This window comes from Tumidithrix helvetica PCC 7403 (genome assembly GCF_965232925.1).
GTDB classification, from domain to species: Bacteria; Cyanobacteriota; Cyanobacteriia; order Pseudanabaenales; family Pseudanabaenaceae; genus Tumidithrix; species Tumidithrix helvetica.
In genome coordinates, this window is record NZ_CBDDRA010000016.1 from 1 (window position 1) to 16,949 (window position 16,949).

A 16,949-nucleotide genomic window follows, 5' to 3' on the forward strand; every position below is an offset into this window, starting at 1 on the left:
AAACAGATTGGTCGTCGGGTCAAGATTTCTGGTGCTCAATGGAACCGTCACAATGTTGCTCAAGTCTTGAAGCATCGTTGTGCTTACCTCAACGGTTATTTCTATGCCCCTAAGTATATTTGCTCAGTGCCTAATTGAGATGCTCCCATTAACATATTACTCGATGGCAACAGTTACGTACAATTTGCGAGCGCTAGGGAAGTCTGCAAATTAGGTGACAGATTCAGTCGCTCCCTGAGAAAATCATACCAAGCCTCCATACCTTCTCCCGTACGGGCGGAGACCTCGAGGATCTTTGCCTGTGGGGCGACCTGTTGGATATTTCTAAGAGCGGTCTCGCGATCGAAGCCCACAGCGCCAGCAATATCGATTTTGTTGACGATCGCCACATCGGCAATTTTAAACATGGTGGGATATTTGAGTGGCTTATCTTCTCCTTCTGTCACAGAGAAAAGAACTACGCGCAAATCTTCACCCAAGTCGTAGGCAGCTGGGCAGACGAGATTACCGACGTTCTCGATCGCTAATACTTTAATACCATCAAGATGTAGTTTTTGGACAGCACGACTGACCATTTCTGCTTCTAGATGGCAAGCATCGCCTGTCGTAATTTGAATGGCTTCTGCCCCCGAACGCCGTAGGCGTTGGGCATCGTTATCCGTTGCCAGATCGCCCACAATTACAGCAGTAGGCATGCTTTTACCCAGATCCTCTAACATACGTTCGATAAATGCCGTTTTCCCAGAGCCGGGAGAAGAGAGCAAGTTCAAGACTAGCAAACCCTTCGCTATGAAAAAGCCCCGATTGCGCTCTGCCAATCGTTCGTTTTTAGACAAAATGGATTGCGCGATCTCAATATGGCGATGGCGATCGTGATGGGCGGGAGAAACCGTTTCTTCATGATGGTGATGTTGGCGATCGGAATCGCGATCGTGATGCACCAAACCGTGACTGTGATGGTGTTCGTGTTCTCCATTCTTACTATGCACTGTAAACTCTCCGACATCGCTACATCCACAGTTCGTACACATAATTTAAGATACCTCGATCGAAGTTAGCTGGAGTTCTCGCCCTTGCAACAGTTTGCTACTAATTTTGCCGCAATTAGGACAGTCATAGATGATATCGGGCGGCGAAAACTCGCGATCGCAATGCTCGCAATGACATAGGGCTGATATTAATTCTATCTTGAGATTCGCACCTGCGGCGATCGTATTCTGGGTGCAGGCATCAAAGGCAAATTCTAGCGCTTCGGGAACTACGCCCGATAGCGCTCCCACGCGCAAATCGATCTGGTGAATTTTCTGTGCACCGCGATCGCGCGCCGACTCTAGGGCAATTTCTAACATCGATTCCATCAGACTGAGTTCGTGCATGGGTTAAGGAAATCAGGAAACTCCATATTGCTTAAACCATTTCTGTAGCTGCTGCCAGCCATCTTTGGCTGCTGCTGGACGATAGGAGGCGCGATAATCGGCAAAGAAGCCGTGGGGCGCATCGGGGTAAAGGATTATCTGCGAATTTTGATGCTTTGCCTTTAGGATCTCGCGCATCTGAGTCACCGTTTCGCTGGGAATTCCAGTATCCTTACCGCCATACAGTCCGAGAACTGGGGCTTTGAGTTGAGCGACGATGTCTACGGGATATTTAGGCATGAGGGGCGTAGGTTCGCCAACCAAGCGACCGTACCAAGCGACCCCTGCTTTGACCTGAGGATTGTGAGCTGAGTAGAGCCAGACAATGCGACCACCCCAGCAGAAGCCCGTAATTCCCAATCTTTGCACATCGCCTTTCGTCGATTTAGCTGCCCAATCCACCGTAGCATCGAGATCGGACATGACCTGTGCATCGGGTACTTTCGCAACTACCTTCCTAATTTCATCAATATTGCTCAGCTTCGATACATCACCTTGACGGGCATAAAGTTCGGGTGCGATCGCCAGGTAGCCCAACTTCGCTAAGCGACGACAGATATCCTGAAGATGGGCATGAACGCCAAAAATCTCCTGCACGACAAGCACTACGGGGAATTTATTGCCCGATTTTGGCATGGCGCGATAGGCTGGAATTTCACCCCCCTTAACAAGAATCTTGACTTCGCCCGCAATTAAATCGACGGAATCGGTTGTAACTGTTGCGGCGGAAAGGGGATGGGCGGCGATCGCAAAGCCTGCGGCTAAGCTGCTGGTAACAATAAACTGGCGACGGGTTAGTTCTGTCATAACGAAATTCCTTTCATTGTTACAGGGCAATCTACTTCATGTTTTCTAGGATAACCTATTCAGAGTTTTCTAGAATAGCCCTCGCAAGGTGAAAACTGTTTCAATGGCTCCGAATAGATAGTGCGATCGCCAGTAATATTAGGATGTAGCATCAACTTCTCCGACATAAATACCGATATCGCGAGCCGTGCGCACCAAAAAACCCTGCGGATCGACGCATGAGGGGGCAATTTTCTCTTTACGGGCTTTGGCAATCTGCTCGATCACGTGACTGATCGGCACGCTACTTACCCTTCCATTTTGCCAAATCACCATTTGGTTGAAGTTGCCATTGGCAATTAGTTCCACAGCCTCTCTTCCAAAAGCAGTTGCTAAGAGGCGATCGGTTGAGGTGGGTGTTCCGCCTCGTTGTAGGTGTCCCAATGTCGTCACACGCGTATCGACCTTGTCCAAGTTACTAAATTCAGGCTCACCCGTACCATGAAGTTTATTGCTGTAGTCCTGAATTTGGCTGGCTAAATAGTCACCAATGTAATGCTCCTTTTGACCGAGATGATTTTTGACGCCCTCGGCGACGACGATTAGGGCAAACCGCCGCCCGTATCGGCGCAACTGCGCAATATGACAGCAAATCCCCTTCATCACATGTTCGTCTAGGATAGGCGTCACTTCGGGGATTAAAATTGCATCTGCGCCCCCAGCAATTCCCGATTCCATGGCTAGATAACCAGAATCTCGCCCCATGACCTGAACCACCATGACGCGATCGTGACTGGCAGCGGTAAAGGTGAGATCGTACAGTGCTTGGGTGACACGATTGACTGCCGTATCGAATCCTACGGAAACTTCGGTATAGGGAACATCGTTATCGATGGTTTTGGGAACGGCAACCCAATTCCAGGGGCTTCCTTCTTCGTTGGCTTGACGTGCCAATTTCTCTAAAATCTCGATACTGCCATCGCCCCCCATGACGATCAGGGCGTTCAAGCCCAATTTCTCATAGCCTTGCAGAATCTCATCGGCATGTTGAGCGGGATCGCCTTTGCTGACCGATCCCAGTACGCTACCGCTCAAGAAATGCAGAATATCCAACCCCTGGACTAATCCTGGGATATCGTAACCATGTTCTCGAATTCGCAAGTCCTCAGGCTGACGTTTGCCAACGAGTAAATCGATGAAACCATCGGTACCATAGGGAATTCCATATACTTCCCAACCATATTTAAAGGTTGCCACTTTAACCACTGCCCGAATTACTGCATTGAGACCGGGACAATCGCCGCCGCTCGTGAGAATGCCAATGCGTTTGGGTTTGTGATTATTCGTTTTTGGAGTGACCGTCATACGTTTTTCTCATGGCAAATGTGCTTTTGTAATTTATCAAATCAACGGACTGAACTAGTCGCGCGATCGCTCGTGTAACTTTGAATCACCTTCATATACTGCGCCCGTTCAAAGGCACTTTCATCGGGACAATTGATCTGACTCATACTTCCCTGCATCTGTTTAATCGATACATATTCATGCTCTTCCATCCAATTCACGATCTCTTGCTCGATCTCGCGAATATGCTCGATTCCATGACGCAGTAAAACTGAGCAAATTTGTGTGACTTTGGCTCCAGCCATCAGCATTTTGAGCGCATCCTGACCTCGCTGAATCCCACCCGTAGCCGCCAAGTCAGCCTGAATGCGTCCGTAAAGGATGGCAATCCAGCGCATGGGTAAGCGCGTGGCACTGGGTGTACTTAGCACCAGATGGGGATAGACTTCGAGATTGTCAATATCGATATCTGGTTGATAGAAACGGTTGAACAGAACCAGCGCATCTGCCCCAGCCTCGTCCAAACGCTTTGCCATATTTGCCATATTGCTAAAGAATGGACTCAGTTTGATCGCCACGGGAATCGTAACTTCTGCTTTGACATCGCGTAGGATATTGATGTAGTTTTGTTCCACCTCTGCCCCTGTGACATTGGGATCGGTAGGCACGTAGTACACATTCAGTTCGATCGCATCGGCTCCTGCCTGCTGCATTAACTGGGCGTACTCCACCCATCCCCCAGGCGTATAGCCATTCAAGCTGGCAATAATGGGAATATTTACAGCTTCTTTGGCTTTGCGAATGTGCTCTAGATACAGCTCTGGTCCGACATGAAATGCCTCTGGTTCGGGGAAATAGGTGAGAGACTCAGCAAAGCTTTCTGTGCCATAGGTGAGGTGGTGGTGCAGTTCAAATCTTTCCTGTGCCAGTTGTTCTTCAAATAGAGAATGGAGGACGATCGCCGCCGCACCTGCATCTTCCATACGCTTGATGTTATCGATGTCTTCGCTCAGAGGCATAGCGGCAGAGGGTACGAGAGGCGATCGCAAGTTTAAGCCGAGATAGGTAGTCGTAAGATCCATAATGCGTCAATGGTGAGTGGTAGTCGGGTCTATTTGGATCGGGCAGATTCCTTACTGCATCATGATTTTGGCGTGGGTATTTCAGACTCGTCTTGATGCTGGTTGGCTAGGTACTCGTACATTTTGCGCCGTAGGTTGACATCTTCCTGAGCCGATTGCAGTAGCCGCTTGGCTTCGGTTGGTTTGCTCTTGGTAAGCATCTTGAAGCGATTTTCGGCATACATCGATTCTCCCACGGTCTTTTTCGGCGATCCCGAATCGAGGCGTAGGGGATTTTTCCCTTCGGCTTTGAGCGCGGGGTTATAGCGGTAGAGCAGCCAACGTCCGCTCTCGACAATGGCTTTTTGATGGGTCATGGCGGTTTGCATGTTGATACCGTGGGCGATGCAATGGCTGTAGGCAATAATTAACGAGGGCCCATCGTAGGCTTCGGCTTCGAGGAAGGCTTTCAGGGTATGTTCGTCCTTCGCTCCCATGGCAACGCTGGCGACATAGACATTACCGTAGGACATGGCGATCAGCCCCAAATCCTTTTTGGGTGAGGGTTTGCCACCCGAGGCAAATTTGGCGACAGCAGCGCGAGGTGTGGATTTAGAAGATTGTCCACCCGTATTGGAGTAGACTTCCGTATCCAAAACCAGAATGTTGACGTTACGACCGCTGGATAGGACGTGATCGAGTCCGCCGAAACCGATGTCATAAGCCCAGCCATCACCACCGATAATCCAGACGCTCTTCTTCACGAGATAGTCTGTGAGGGATTGTAATGTTTGGATTTTGGATAGATGAGGCGAAGCATTCAGATCGACATCTGTGGGTAATTCCGAAGAGATACTAGCCGAATGCTTTGCCCCTACAGATTCTATTTCCGACAAGCGTTGCTTGAGTTGCGTAACCCGTTCCCGCTGCGACCAGATATCCGCTTCGGAGTGTTGCTCTGCTTGCAGAATGGCAGTAGCGAGTTCGTCTCCCACTACATCCCTGAGTTCCTGTAATAACTCAGCAGCATAGGTGGCTTGTTTGTCCAGAGACAGGCGGAAGCCTAAGCCAAATTCGGCATTGTCTTCAAACAGGCTATTCGACCAAGCAGGCCCGCGTCCCTCGGCGTTTTGCGACCAAGGCGTGGTTGGTAAGCTGCCACCATAGATCGAAGAACACCCTGTGGCATTGGCAACCAACATGCGATCGCCAAATAATTGGGTCGCGAGTTTGATATAGGGTGTTTCGCCGCAACCAGCACAGGCTCCAGAGAATTCAAATAGGGGTTCCTCTAGTTGCTGTTGTCGCACGAGATGGAGTTTTAAATCGCGGCGATCGGGGTTGGGCAAATTTAAGAAGAAGTTCCAATTATCGCGCTCCTGCTCCCTCAGGGGTAACTGCGGTTCCATGTTGATCGCTTTGCGCGAAGGCATGGATTTATTCTTGGCGGGGCAGACATCTACGCAGATGCCGCAACCCGTGCAATCTTCAGGTGCAACTTGAATCGTGAACTTCTGACCCTCAAAATCGCGATCCTTGGCATCGGCGGATTTAAATGTAAGCGGTGCGTCGATTAGTGCCGTTGGTTCGTAGGCTTTGCCGCGAATTACACCGTGGGGGCAGACCATGACACATTTGCCGCACTGGATGCAAACATCTGGATCCCAGGCGGGGATTTCCTGAGCAATGTTGCGTTTTTCCCACTTCGCCGTACCCGTAGGATAGGTTCCATCGACAGGTAGAGCGCTGACAGGCAGTTCGTCGCCACAACGGGAAATCATCTTACCTAGCACGTCCTGCACAAACGCAGGGGCATTAGCTGGAACGGGCGATCGCATCGCAATTGTACTGGTAACTGTGGCAGGTACGAGCATCTCGTGCAAATTCTCCAGCGTGTTATCGACGGCTTGGATATTCATCCGCACGATTTCCGCCCCTTTTTTGCCGTAGGTCTGTTCGATTCTCTGTTTGATCTTGGCGATCGCTTCTTCGCGTGGTAGCACCCCTGACAGGGCAAAGAAGCAGGTCTGCATCACCGTATTGATCCGCGCCCCCATGCCGTTATTGCGCGCGATCGCGTTGGCATCGATCGCGTAGACCTTGATATATTTCCGGATAATCTGTTCGTGTACGGCAATCGGCAGGCGATCCCAAATCTCTGCCACTAGGTAGGGACTATTGATCAGGAAAGTCGCACCGACGGCAGCGAATTGCAACACATCCAGCCATTCCAGAAAATTCCATTGGTGGCAGCCGATAAAATTGGCGCGATCGATCAGGTAGGTGGAGCGAATCGGATCGGGCCCAAACCGCAAATGGGAAACCGTAATCGAACCCGATTTCTTGGAGTCATAGACAAAGTAACCTTGGGCATAGTTGTCCGTTTCTTCGCCAATAATCTCGATGGAATTCTTATTAGCTCCCACTGTGCCATCGGAACCTAAGCCGTAGAACATGGCGCGTACCACATCGATCGGTTCCGTAGAGAAACTGGGATCGTAGGTTAGAGAGGTCTGAGTGAGGTCGTCGTTAATCCCCACCGTGAAATGATTCTTTGGTTTCGCTTGCGCGAGATTGTCAAAGATGCTCTTAATCATTGCAGGCGTAAATTCCTTCGACGAAAGCCCGTAACGACCACCGATAATTTTGGGCGTCTCGCCATCCCATGCTTCGTGGAATGCCGTTACAACATCGAGATAGAGCGGTTCGCCCGCCGATCCCGGCTCTTTGGTGCGATCGAGCACGGCAATTTGCTTGACTGTCTTGGGCAGGGCAGCAACGAACCGTTCGACATCGAACGGACGATAGAGGCGCACCTTCAGGATACCAACCTTTTCGCCACGGGCATTCAGCGCATCCACCGTTTCGCTGGCAGCTTCGCATCCCGATCCCATCAGGATCAAAACGCGATCGGCATCCACTGCGCCGTAATAATCAAAAATGCGGTAATAACGCCCTGTTAAGTCCCCCAATCGATCCATCACCTTTTGCACGATCGCAGGACAGGCATTGTAATAGGAATTAACCGATTCCCTTGCTTGGAAGTAGACATCGGGGTTTTGGGCTGTGCCACGCAGCACGGGGCGGTCGGGACTCAGCGATCGCGCCCGATGGGCAAGCATCCACTTGTCTTCCATGAGGTCGCGTAAAGTCTCTGCCGATAGTATCTCTACCTTTTGAATCTCATGAGAGGTACGAAAGCCATCGAAAAAGTGCATGAAAGGAATGCGCGATTCTAAGGTAGCGGCTTGGGCGATCGCGGCAAAATCCTGGGCTTCTTGCACGGAAGCAGAACAGAGCTGGGCAAAACCCGTAGCCCTCACCGCCATGACATCGCTGTGATCCCCAAAAATTGAGAGTCCCTGTGCAGCCAGCGATCGCGCTGCAACATGGATCACCGCACTCGTAAGTTCGCCTGCAATCTTATAAAGGTTGGGGATCGTCAGTAACAAGCCCTGCGATGAGGTAAAGGTGGTAGTCAAGGAACCTGCCTGCAATGCGCCATGCACTGCACCCGCAACGCCCCCTTCGCTTTGCATTTCCACGACGATGGGTACAGTTCCCCACAGATTCGCTTTTCCCTCCGCAGACCAAGCATCCGCCCATTCCCCCATGGGTGTCGCTGGTGTGATCGGATAAATTGCAATAACTTCATTCAGAGCGTAAGCAACACGGGCAACCGCCTCATTCCCATCCAACGTCGCGTAGTTTTTACTACTCATAGATGCAATCCTCAACGAATTACTAGATAGATTCACTTTACGCAAAATCCTAATTGAACTCCCTTAGCCTATTTCCTCGAAGAATACAGACCGTTAAGCATTGGTAAATGGATCGCGAGCTTGGATTTCGTTTAAAAATCTATCTTTCTCTATTGATAGCTTAACAGGGAAATTATCCGATAGTTGCATCTCTAAACATTGGTTTACAAGAATACTAAAACAACAAATTTGTTGTTTTAGTGAGGTCTTCATTTATTGTTTTATTCATTAGGTGAAATCTCAAATTTTATCGATTAAAATAGTAAAGAAGAATGCCAAAACTTAATTATTTATTCCAAGAGATCGTTCGTATTCTTTGGTGCATAGGGCGATCGAGCCTGAATTTACAGGAATCGTAGTGGCAATTCATGAATTGCCACTACGACATATAAATCAAACAAATCAAATAGGATTGCTCTATATTAAGGTGAGATCTATATTAAAGAGCAATTTGGTAAAGGTTAAATTACGTTAAAGAGTTTGGGAATATAAAAAAATTAACCTTTTAATTGCTGCAAAACCACAATTCGATCTAATAATTAAATAAGGTAGATTAAATAAGGTAGGAAATATCTAGGATCTATATCCATTTTTACATTTTTATTTTTGAGAATTAGCAAATAATTGCTTTCTTTCCGATTAGGGAAATGTAAATCTAGGGGTTTTACGCGCAGGTTGAAAGGTTCCAACATTATTGGTTCGCATCAAGGAAATCGCATAGAGGAAATCGCATAGAGGAAAGTAGCCATGCCATCTTCAGGTACTACGACGAAACCAAAATCAGAAAACAAGTCGTCTTCAGAAAATCCAAGCTGCATTCGCCGCTTCAAGACGCTCGATCTAGCCATGAAGCGCAATCACTATCGCCAAGATGCCCTGATCGAAGTCTTGCACCAAGCTCAGGAAACATTCGGCTACTTGGAAGAAGAAGTGCTGGTTTATATCGCCCGAGGGCTGAAGCTACCCTTGAGTCGAGTCTATGGGGTTGCTACCTTCTATCATCTCTTTTCCCTCAAGCCACAGGGCGAACATACTTGTGTAGTTTGTCTGGGTACGACCTGCTACGTGAAGGGTGCGAATGCTCTGCTAGAAGCGATCGCGTCAGAAATCGGCATTCATCCAGGCGAAACCACTGCCGATCGCAAAGTATCCCTGATGACAGCCCGTTGTATTGGGGCTTGTGGCATTGCACCAGCAACGGTGATGGACGGACAAGTACATGGCAAGCAAACACCAGAGTCTCTGATGGCAACTATGCATGATTGTCTGGGCAAACGCGAGTGATCCAAGAGAGAGGAAAAAATAATGGATTTAGCCGAACTGCTAGAAATTGCTAAAAACGAACGAGAGCATCAGAAGGATATTCGCATTCGCTGTTGTACTTCCAGTAGCTGTCAAGCCTCCAATTCTCTGGCAGCGGTCGAACGTTTGCAAGAAACCGTAAAGGCACGGGGAATTGAAGATAGGGTAGAGATACAAAGTGTGGGCTGTATGGGATTTTGCGGTCGAGGTCCATTGGTAGCGATCGATCCCGCTAACATTCTTTACGAAAGGGTAACGGCTGAAGATGCACCATCGATTGTAGATGCGCTTGCAGGTGGCTTCGCCACCGCTGCACAAGGCGATCTCGAACACCCCTTCTTTGCCCGTCAAATGCGGATTGTGTTGGAACACAACGGCAAAATCGATCCCATGCGGGTTGAATCCTATATTGCCGTAGGGGGATACCAACAGCTATACCAAACGCTGCACGAGATGACTCCGCAAGATGTCATCAATGAAATCACGCGTAGCGGTCTGCGCGGCAGAGGTGGGGGCGGTTATCCCACAGGGCTTAAGTGGGCAACTGTTGCTAAAATGCCTAGCGAACAGAAATTTGTCATTTGTAATGCCGATGAGGGCGATCCAGGTGCCTTTATGGATCGCAGCGTCCTAGAAAGCGATCCCCATCGGATACTGGAAGGTATGGCGATCGCAGGCTATGCGATCGGTGCCAATCAAGGCTATATCTACGTGCGGGCTGAATATCCCATTGCCATCCAGCGCTTGCAAAAGGGAATCCAGCAGGCAAAACGATTGGGCTTACTGGGGTCGCAAATTTTTGACTCACCCTTTGATTTTCGCATTGACATTCGCTTGGGGGCTGGAGCCTTTGTGTGCGGTGAAGAGACAGCCTTAATTGCTTCCGTAGAAGGCGGTAGGGGAACTCCTCGCCCTCGTCCTCCCTATCCTGCTGAGTCTGGACTCTGGGGAAATCCCACTTTAATCAATAACGTGGAAACCTTTGCCAACATCACACCCATTATCCGTCATGGCGCTGATTGGTTTGCGGGTATTGGCGTGGATAAGAGCAAAGGAACCAAGGTCTTCGCACTTACGGGCAAAATCAAAAACACAGGATTGATTGAAGTTCCCATGGGAACCCCTGTCAGACAGATTGTCGAAGACATGGGTGGAGGTGTACCTGACGGAGGGATGATTAAAGCCATTCAAACTGGTGGGCCCTCAGGCGGATGCATTCCTGCTGATGCTTTAGATACCCCCGTTTCCTATGAATCTCTGGTGGCACTGGGAACGATGATGGGTTCTGGTGGCATGATCGCGATCGATGATGCTACGAATATGGTGGATGTCGCCCACTTCTATATGGAGTTTTGTCGCGATGAGTCCTGTGGCAAGTGCATTCCTTGCCGTGCTGGCACGGTACAAATGCATCAACTTTTAACCAAAATTTTGAAAAAACAAGCAACCCTAAAAGATTTAGAAAATCTAGAAGCGATCTGTTATATGGTGAAAGATACGAGCCTGTGCGGATTGGGCATGAGTGCTCCCAATCCTATCCTAAGCACGCTGCGCTATTTTCGAGAGGATTATCTAAAGTTGCTTCTAGATCGTTCTCTTCCTCAGAGTAACCAGCCGACGAACGTCCTGAATTCGCACGCAGCTATTTAGCTTACATCGATTGGGAGAAGGATAAAAAGTATGCCAGTAAAAACTTTAACAATTAATGGTGAGATGATTAGCGCTCGTGCCGATGAAACCATTCTGATGGCGGCCCAGGAAGCAGGCATCTACATCCCCACGCTTTGCCATCTTGAAGGAGTGTCTGACGTGGGTGCTTGTCGTCTCTGTATTGTGGAAATTGAGGGAAGCGGTAGACCCCAACCTGCCTGTGTAACTCAGGTCGCCGAGGGCATGGTTGTGAAGACCAATACGCCAAAGCTTCAGGAATACCGACGCATGGTTGTAGAAATGTTATTTGCTGAGGGCAATCATGTCTGCGCTGTTTGCGTAGCAAATGAAAATTGCGAACTGCAAAACATGGCGATCGCAGTGGGTATGGATCACTCCCGTTTTCCCTATCAGTTCCCCGATAGAAACGTCGATATCTCTCATCCTCTGTTTGGGCTCGATCGCAACCGTTGCATCTTATGTACCCGTTGCGTGCGCGTCTGTGACGAGATCGAAGGAGCGCATGTCTGGGATGTGGCTAGTCGCGGTGGCAAGTCAGCGATCGTGGCGGGGATGAATCAGCCTTGGGGCGAAGTGGAAGCCTGTACCTCCTGTGGCAAGTGTGTAGAAGCCTGTCCCACGGGAGCAATTTTCCGCGCAGGTTCGACCGTAGCAGAGATGAAGCACGATCGCGACAAGTTGGAATTTCTGGTCACGGCAAGGGAGAAAAAAGAATGGACAAGATAAGATTTGCCAGTGTGTGGTTGGCAGGCTGTTCGGGCTGCCACATGTCTTTTTTAGATCTAGACGAATGGCTGTTTGAACTCGCCAAACATGTTGAAGTCGTCTACAGTCCGATCGCAGATGTGAAAACCTATCCTGAAAATGTCGATGTCTGCTTGGTGGAAGGTGCGATCGCCAATGAAGAAAATCTGGAATTAATCCATAAAATTCGCGATCGCACGAAGTTACTGATCTCCTTTGGCGATTGTGCGGTGACTGCCAACGTTCCTGCCATGCGCAATATGCTCGACGGCTCGGGAACCGTATTGCGACGCAGCTATTTAGAACTCGGCGATATTACACCGCAATTGCCCTATGCCCCAGGCATCGTTCCCGAACTGCTCGAACGGGTCGTTCCCGTTCACGAAGTCGTCCATGTCGATCTATACCTGCCCGGCTGTCCGCCCTCTGCCGATCGGATCAAAGCCGCGATCGAGCCATTACTGCGCGGAGAGATGCCTGTTATGGAAGGTAGGGAAATGATTAAGTTTGGCTAGCAATTCTGTAGGGACAGTGACGAAGGGTTTCTAGGATGAAAGTTGAGGAATGGATATATGAGTAAAACAATTGTTATCGATCCCGTAACGCGCATTGAAGGACATGCCAAAATTTCCATCTACCTTGACGATGCTGGCGAAGTATCCGACGCGCATTTTCATGTGGTGGAATATCGAGGGTTCGAGAAATTTTGCGAAGGTCGTCCCATGTGGGAAATGGCAGGGATTACGGCGCGTATTTGCGGAATTTGTCCTGTCAGTCACCTGATGGCATCGGCAAAAACAGGCGACAAACTGTTAGCCGTGCAGATTCCTCCCGCAGGGGAGAAATTGCGCAGGTTGATGAATCTCGCCCAGATTACCCAGTCCCACGCTCTATCCTTCTTTCATCTCAGCAGTCCTGACTTTCTGCTCGGCTGGGATAGCAATCCTGCTACGCGTAACGTGTTTGGTTTAATGGTAGCCGATCCCGAACTGGCTAGGGGCGGTATTCGCCTGCGCCAATTTGGGCAGCAAATCATCGAATTGCTAGGAGCAAAGAAAATCCATGCGGCATGGGCAGTGCCTGGCGGGGTGCGATCGCCACTGAGCGAATCAGGTCGTCAGTGGATACGCGATCGCGTGCCTGAATCTCTTGCTACGATTGAAAATGCCCTGAGCCTCTTTAAGAAACTGCTGGATGAGGAACTGCAAACTGAAATTCAGGTATTTGGAAACTTTCCTTCGCTATTTATGAGTCTGGTGGGTAAAAATGGGGAATGGGAACACTACGGCGGACATCTGCGCTTTATTGATAGCGGTGGCAATATTGTCGCGGATAACCTCAGCGAAGATGATTATCGCGACTTTATCGGCGAAGCGGTTGAGCCTTGGTCGTACCTCAAGTTCCCCTATTACAAGCCCATGGGCTATCCCGAAGGCATCTATCGCGTTGGACCTCTGGCAAGGGTAAATATTTGCTCTAGCTTTGGTACGGAAAGAGGCGATCGCGAGTTGCATGAATTTCGTCAACGAGTGGGTGGTGTTGCTACTTCTTCATTCTATTATCACTATGCGCGGCTGTTAGAGATTCTCGCTAGTGTTGAGAAAATCGCCGAACTGATCGAAGATCCTGATGTGTTATCTTCCCGCACCCGCGCCCATGCTGGCATCAATAACCTAGAAGCGGTGGGTGTGAGCGAAGCTCCAAGAGGTACTTTGTTCCATCACTATCAAATTGATGAAAATGGACTGATTAAAAAGATGAATCTGATTATTGCGACAGGGAACAACAACCTAGCAATGAACAAAACCGTTGCCCAGATTGCCAAACACTATATTCACAATGGCGACGTTGCAGAAGGTTTTCTCAATCGGGTAGAGGCGGGTATCCGCAATTACGATCCTTGTCTCAGTTGTTCTACCCACGCGGCAGGTCAGATGCCGATGCAAATTCAAATTCGCGATCGCCAAGGCAATCTTTTAAAACAAATCGGGCGTAATTTAGAGGGGGGCTAAGTATTCAGCACGCAATCCAAGAATATGCTGTTGAAAATTTCAGTTGTGGTGCTGCGATCGCTCGAACGGGTTGCCACAAGTTGAGATATGTCGATAAATGCACGACCAAAGTTTTAGATTGGATAGAGCGATCGCCTTCTAACAGCCCACAACCGCAGGTTTGCAACATAACGATCGGCAACGATCGCATAACGACTTGTTACGACTAGAGAACTAGAGCTTAGAATTATTGTATTGAAAACATACTCAAAGTATTCACTATGCAAGCACTAGCCGTTACTGAAGCTGTCACCACGATCGCGGAAGCAGAGAGAAAATTTGGCTTGAGGCGTAGCGAATCGAAGGATTTTTTTACAGAGTGGTACGACCAATTACCAGAGATTGGTTCTAGCGATCGCGATGGTCTAGAAGTTTTATGGCGGCGTTATCTCTACCATCGGTCGGGCGGACATCTTCTTGAAAGTACGGTAATGCTGCTGTTAGTTTCACCATTATTGACGATCGCGGGTTTATACGATCCTCCTTTTAGGATTAAGGCGGAGGAGTCTATTTCGATCGATGTATCCGATCGCGAAGAAACTCTACAGGGGCGTATCGATGTGTTGGTATTGCGCGATCGCCTTTGGATTATTGTGTTGGAGTCCAAAAAAACGATGCTTTCGGTTTGGTCTGCTTTACCGCAAACTTTGGCATATTTGATCGCTAGCCCCAATCGCGATCGTCCAACTTTTGCGATGTTGACGAATGGTGATGATATTGTGTTTGTGAAACTAGAGGATAAGCAATATGCGATGTCTAAGGTTTTGGCTCCTTTTGTCGATCGCGGTGAGTTAGAAGTTGCGTGGCGGGTGTTACGCAAAATAGCAGAAATAGAAGTTTGATGTTTTGATTTCTCGTAGCGATCGCAAACGCTTTACAACTATTTTTTAAATTGTTAGGACGGGGCTAAATTATTGAGCGATCGCTAAAATTTTACATTTAGCGATCGCTTCAGTTACAATCAAGGTTGCGTAGATATTGGCAAACTAAATGTCAGACTTGCGATCGCAAAGAATCGGTATCTCAATCTGTGGTGGTGTGCTACCAGGTATCTGGGGCAACGAGGGTGGGTTAGCAGCAGTTAACCAGAAAGTTACCAGATGGGATAGCAAAAATCCAGAGATCTTAGCTGGAAGAGACAAGCGCTTCCAAGAGATTTCCAACTCTACGTGCATCCCTTCTTCATTTGCGGAGATATCCAACTGGGTTTCGTTGTTCTCATTTAGATTCTTAATGTCTTTCATGTCTTTGTTCCTCTTTGCGAGTAGATGTGATTTCTGCACTAAATCTATTGAAATGCATTCAGAGAATGGGTTTGAGGATAATCGATGCGGATAATCAGCAGATTTTTGAAAAACTTTTTTAGCCATCAAAGCTTTATCCTGAAAGGCTTTTGGCTAAAAAACTCTGGTTTTGCGGATTTTCCACTGGGGGTTGTGGATTTTCCACAGAAGGAGGTTTATTTTGGCTAGAAAGTATTGGAAACTAAGTCTAGATGGGCAAAAACTCTTAAAGGAACTACTGAAAGAGTTAACTTGGGAATCGCTCAGCTTAAATGAGCTTGTCCCTACATTGAAAGAAGCAAAAGGTTTTGTTATTGATAGAGAAACTCTGACTAATATCATGGATGCTCATAGTCAGCATCGAAGCATTAAATCTAGGCTTGAAGGGTTGATGACAGCTTTGGGAGCGAAAGATTCAACAACAAAAGCATTTGAGAAGAAATACTTTGAGCAAATCGAGAATGATCCTGTCTTATTGGCTATGAGCGAAGCCTATCGCAAATGTTGTCCTGAAGGATTCGATCGCACTGTACCTCAAGGTGACGAAATGATCCGCGAAAGTCTTAACGATATGAAGACAAAGGATGGAATTGAGGCACTGTCGCGTTTTGCTTGCTTGCTCCACTCGGACAACAGAATACCAAATGAAATCAAAGCAAGATGGGAAACTCATATTAAATCTGGGGATCGCGAGAAATTAGTTCAGGTATCTCGACAAAAGTCGAGTACTAAATGCTCGGAATGTTATCGTCTAATGATTTATGTTGCGGATCATCACAGCATCAACGGAAACTTTTCCATACAATATGCTCTGTTAAAAGATTTTCAAGCTGATAGTATCGAACAGGAAATGCAACCGATTCCAATTTGTTCCAATTTGAGGGATTCTTATAAAGACACTGAAATAGTTGATGTTATCCGTGAACTATTGGATGAATCTGGGGCTGAAGTTGCACTGAGTGACCTGATTTTAGAAATATTTTTGCCCATTAAATTGATGGGGCTCAATCTAGCATCGTTAACGCAGTCAATAGATGGGACATATAGACTTTTTATTCGATTTCAGAAGCGTCAAGGAAAGCACTTAAAGAGAAAAATGGGGGATTGGAAAAAATCTTGGGATGATTTGATCGCGAAAATAGAACTGAATTACAAAGATGTATGCATTCTTTGGAATAACTGCATAGTTGATTTTAGTAGCCAATTTTACAAATTCCAATATGTCAGTTGCTCTTTTACAGGGAATCTAGAAGAATTTCCTCAAATAGTAGATAAGATATCTGAAAGCCCTATATGTACGGCTGTATGGGCGCATCAAGGTCGTAAAACAAATGAGATAGAGGATTTTGTGTTTCCACTACCTGTTGGTAATTTGCCGCGATCGCTTGCCGAGTTACGACAAAATGTTTGGATTGAGCATGGTGATGAACCCGATCGTCTGAGAGAACATTATGCTCATTACATCTACTTGTTATGGGATAATCCCTATCGCATGTTTCCTGCTACCATATTTACAAGTGAGAGTACCTAA

15 protein-coding genes are annotated in these 16,949 nt (G+C 47.9%); 7 read left to right on the forward strand and 8 right to left on the reverse strand.

The genetic code is table 11. The features are described 5' to 3' along the window. Nucleotides 1-173: 173 nt before the first annotated feature. The 6 genes from hypB to nifJ all read right to left on the reverse strand — a co-directional run bounded on the left by hypB (nucleotide 174) and on the right by nifJ (nucleotide 8,328). A complete protein-coding gene (hypB, locus tag ACP2WE_RS15195; protein ID WP_425216393.1) occupies nucleotides 174-1,031 on the reverse strand; it encodes a hydrogenase nickel incorporation protein HypB in 858 nt (285 codons plus the stop codon). 3 nt (nucleotides 1,032-1,034) lie between these two features. Then, nucleotides 1,035-1,376, reverse strand: a complete 342-nt coding sequence (hypA, locus tag ACP2WE_RS15200) for a hydrogenase maturation nickel metallochaperone HypA (protein WP_425216394.1) — start codon at nucleotides 1,374-1,376, stop codon at nucleotides 1,035-1,037. A gap of 12 nt (nucleotides 1,377-1,388) precedes the next feature. After that, nucleotides 1,389-2,222 carry a dienelactone hydrolase family protein gene (locus tag ACP2WE_RS15205; protein WP_425216395.1) on the reverse strand — a complete coding sequence of 278 codons (834 nt, stop codon included), beginning with the start codon at nucleotides 2,220-2,222 and terminating at the stop codon, nucleotides 1,389-1,391. Nucleotides 2,223-2,360: 138 nt separating this feature from the next. Next, nucleotides 2,361-3,566 (reverse strand): ATP-dependent 6-phosphofructokinase, encoded by a 1,206-nt coding sequence (locus tag ACP2WE_RS15210; protein ID WP_425216396.1) that lies wholly within the window; start codon nucleotides 3,564-3,566, stop codon nucleotides 2,361-2,363. Between the two features lie 41 nt (nucleotides 3,567-3,607). Next, entirely contained in the window at nucleotides 3,608-4,627 is a 1,020-nt protein-coding gene (locus tag ACP2WE_RS15215; protein ID WP_425216397.1) for a dihydroorotate dehydrogenase-like protein, read from the reverse strand. A gap of 59 nt (nucleotides 4,628-4,686) precedes the next feature. Continuing rightward, nucleotides 4,687-8,328 (reverse strand): pyruvate:ferredoxin (flavodoxin) oxidoreductase, encoded by a 3,642-nt coding sequence (gene nifJ / locus ACP2WE_RS15220; protein WP_425216398.1) that lies wholly within the window; start codon nucleotides 8,326-8,328, stop codon nucleotides 4,687-4,689. A gap of 786 nt (nucleotides 8,329-9,114) precedes the next feature. Between nifJ and hoxE the strand changes: the two genes are divergently transcribed. From hoxE to ACP2WE_RS15245, 5 genes are read left to right on the forward strand one after another with little or no spacing between them, the layout of a single operon-like run. Then, a complete protein-coding gene (gene hoxE / locus ACP2WE_RS15225; RefSeq protein ID WP_425216399.1) occupies nucleotides 9,115-9,651 on the forward strand; it encodes a bidirectional hydrogenase complex protein HoxE in 537 nt (178 codons plus the stop codon). 21 nt (nucleotides 9,652-9,672) lie between these two features. Then, on the forward strand, nucleotides 9,673-11,319 hold the full coding sequence (locus ACP2WE_RS15230; RefSeq protein ID WP_425216400.1) for a NuoF family protein: 1,647 nt from the start codon (nucleotides 9,673-9,675) through the stop codon (nucleotides 11,317-11,319). Between the two features lie 30 nt (nucleotides 11,320-11,349). Continuing rightward, the gene (gene hoxU / locus ACP2WE_RS15235; RefSeq protein WP_425216401.1) at nucleotides 11,350-12,066 is read left to right on the forward strand and encodes a bidirectional hydrogenase complex protein HoxU; all 717 of its coding nucleotides are present in this window, start codon (nucleotides 11,350-11,352) and stop codon (nucleotides 12,064-12,066) included. Further along, nucleotides 12,054-12,599 carry an NADH-quinone oxidoreductase subunit B family protein gene (locus ACP2WE_RS15240; RefSeq protein WP_330483558.1) on the forward strand — a complete coding sequence of 182 codons (546 nt, stop codon included), beginning with the start codon at nucleotides 12,054-12,056 and terminating at the stop codon, nucleotides 12,597-12,599. Before hoxU ends, ACP2WE_RS15240 begins: the two co-directional genes overlap by 13 nt. A 57-nt stretch (nucleotides 12,600-12,656) precedes the next feature. Continuing rightward, complete coding sequence (locus ACP2WE_RS15245) at nucleotides 12,657-14,096, forward strand: Ni/Fe hydrogenase subunit alpha (protein ID WP_425216402.1); 1,440 nt, start codon at nucleotides 12,657-12,659, stop codon at nucleotides 14,094-14,096. Between the two features lie 4 nt (nucleotides 14,097-14,100). On the opposite strand, the gene ACP2WE_RS15250 is transcribed toward ACP2WE_RS15245, so the two are convergent. Beyond that, nucleotides 14,101-14,286, reverse strand: coding sequence for a hypothetical protein (locus tag ACP2WE_RS15250; RefSeq protein ID WP_425216403.1), 186 nt, complete (start codon nucleotides 14,284-14,286; stop codon nucleotides 14,101-14,103). Between the two features lie 70 nt (nucleotides 14,287-14,356). Here ACP2WE_RS15250 and ACP2WE_RS15255 point away from each other — a divergent pair, with 70 nt between their 5' ends. After that, the gene (locus ACP2WE_RS15255) at nucleotides 14,357-14,977 is read left to right on the forward strand and encodes a type I restriction endonuclease subunit R (protein ID WP_425216404.1); all 621 of its coding nucleotides are present in this window, start codon (nucleotides 14,357-14,359) and stop codon (nucleotides 14,975-14,977) included. 144 nt (nucleotides 14,978-15,121) lie between these two features. On the opposite strand, the gene ACP2WE_RS15260 is transcribed toward ACP2WE_RS15255, so the two are convergent. Next, complete coding sequence (locus ACP2WE_RS15260; RefSeq protein ID WP_425216405.1) at nucleotides 15,122-15,379, reverse strand: hypothetical protein; 258 nt, start codon at nucleotides 15,377-15,379, stop codon at nucleotides 15,122-15,124. A 220-nt stretch (nucleotides 15,380-15,599) separates the two neighbouring features. Here ACP2WE_RS15260 and ACP2WE_RS15265 point away from each other — a divergent pair, with 220 nt between their 5' ends. Then, entirely contained in the window at nucleotides 15,600-16,949 is a 1,350-nt protein-coding gene (locus tag ACP2WE_RS15265) for a VMAP-C domain-containing protein (protein WP_425216406.1), read from the forward strand.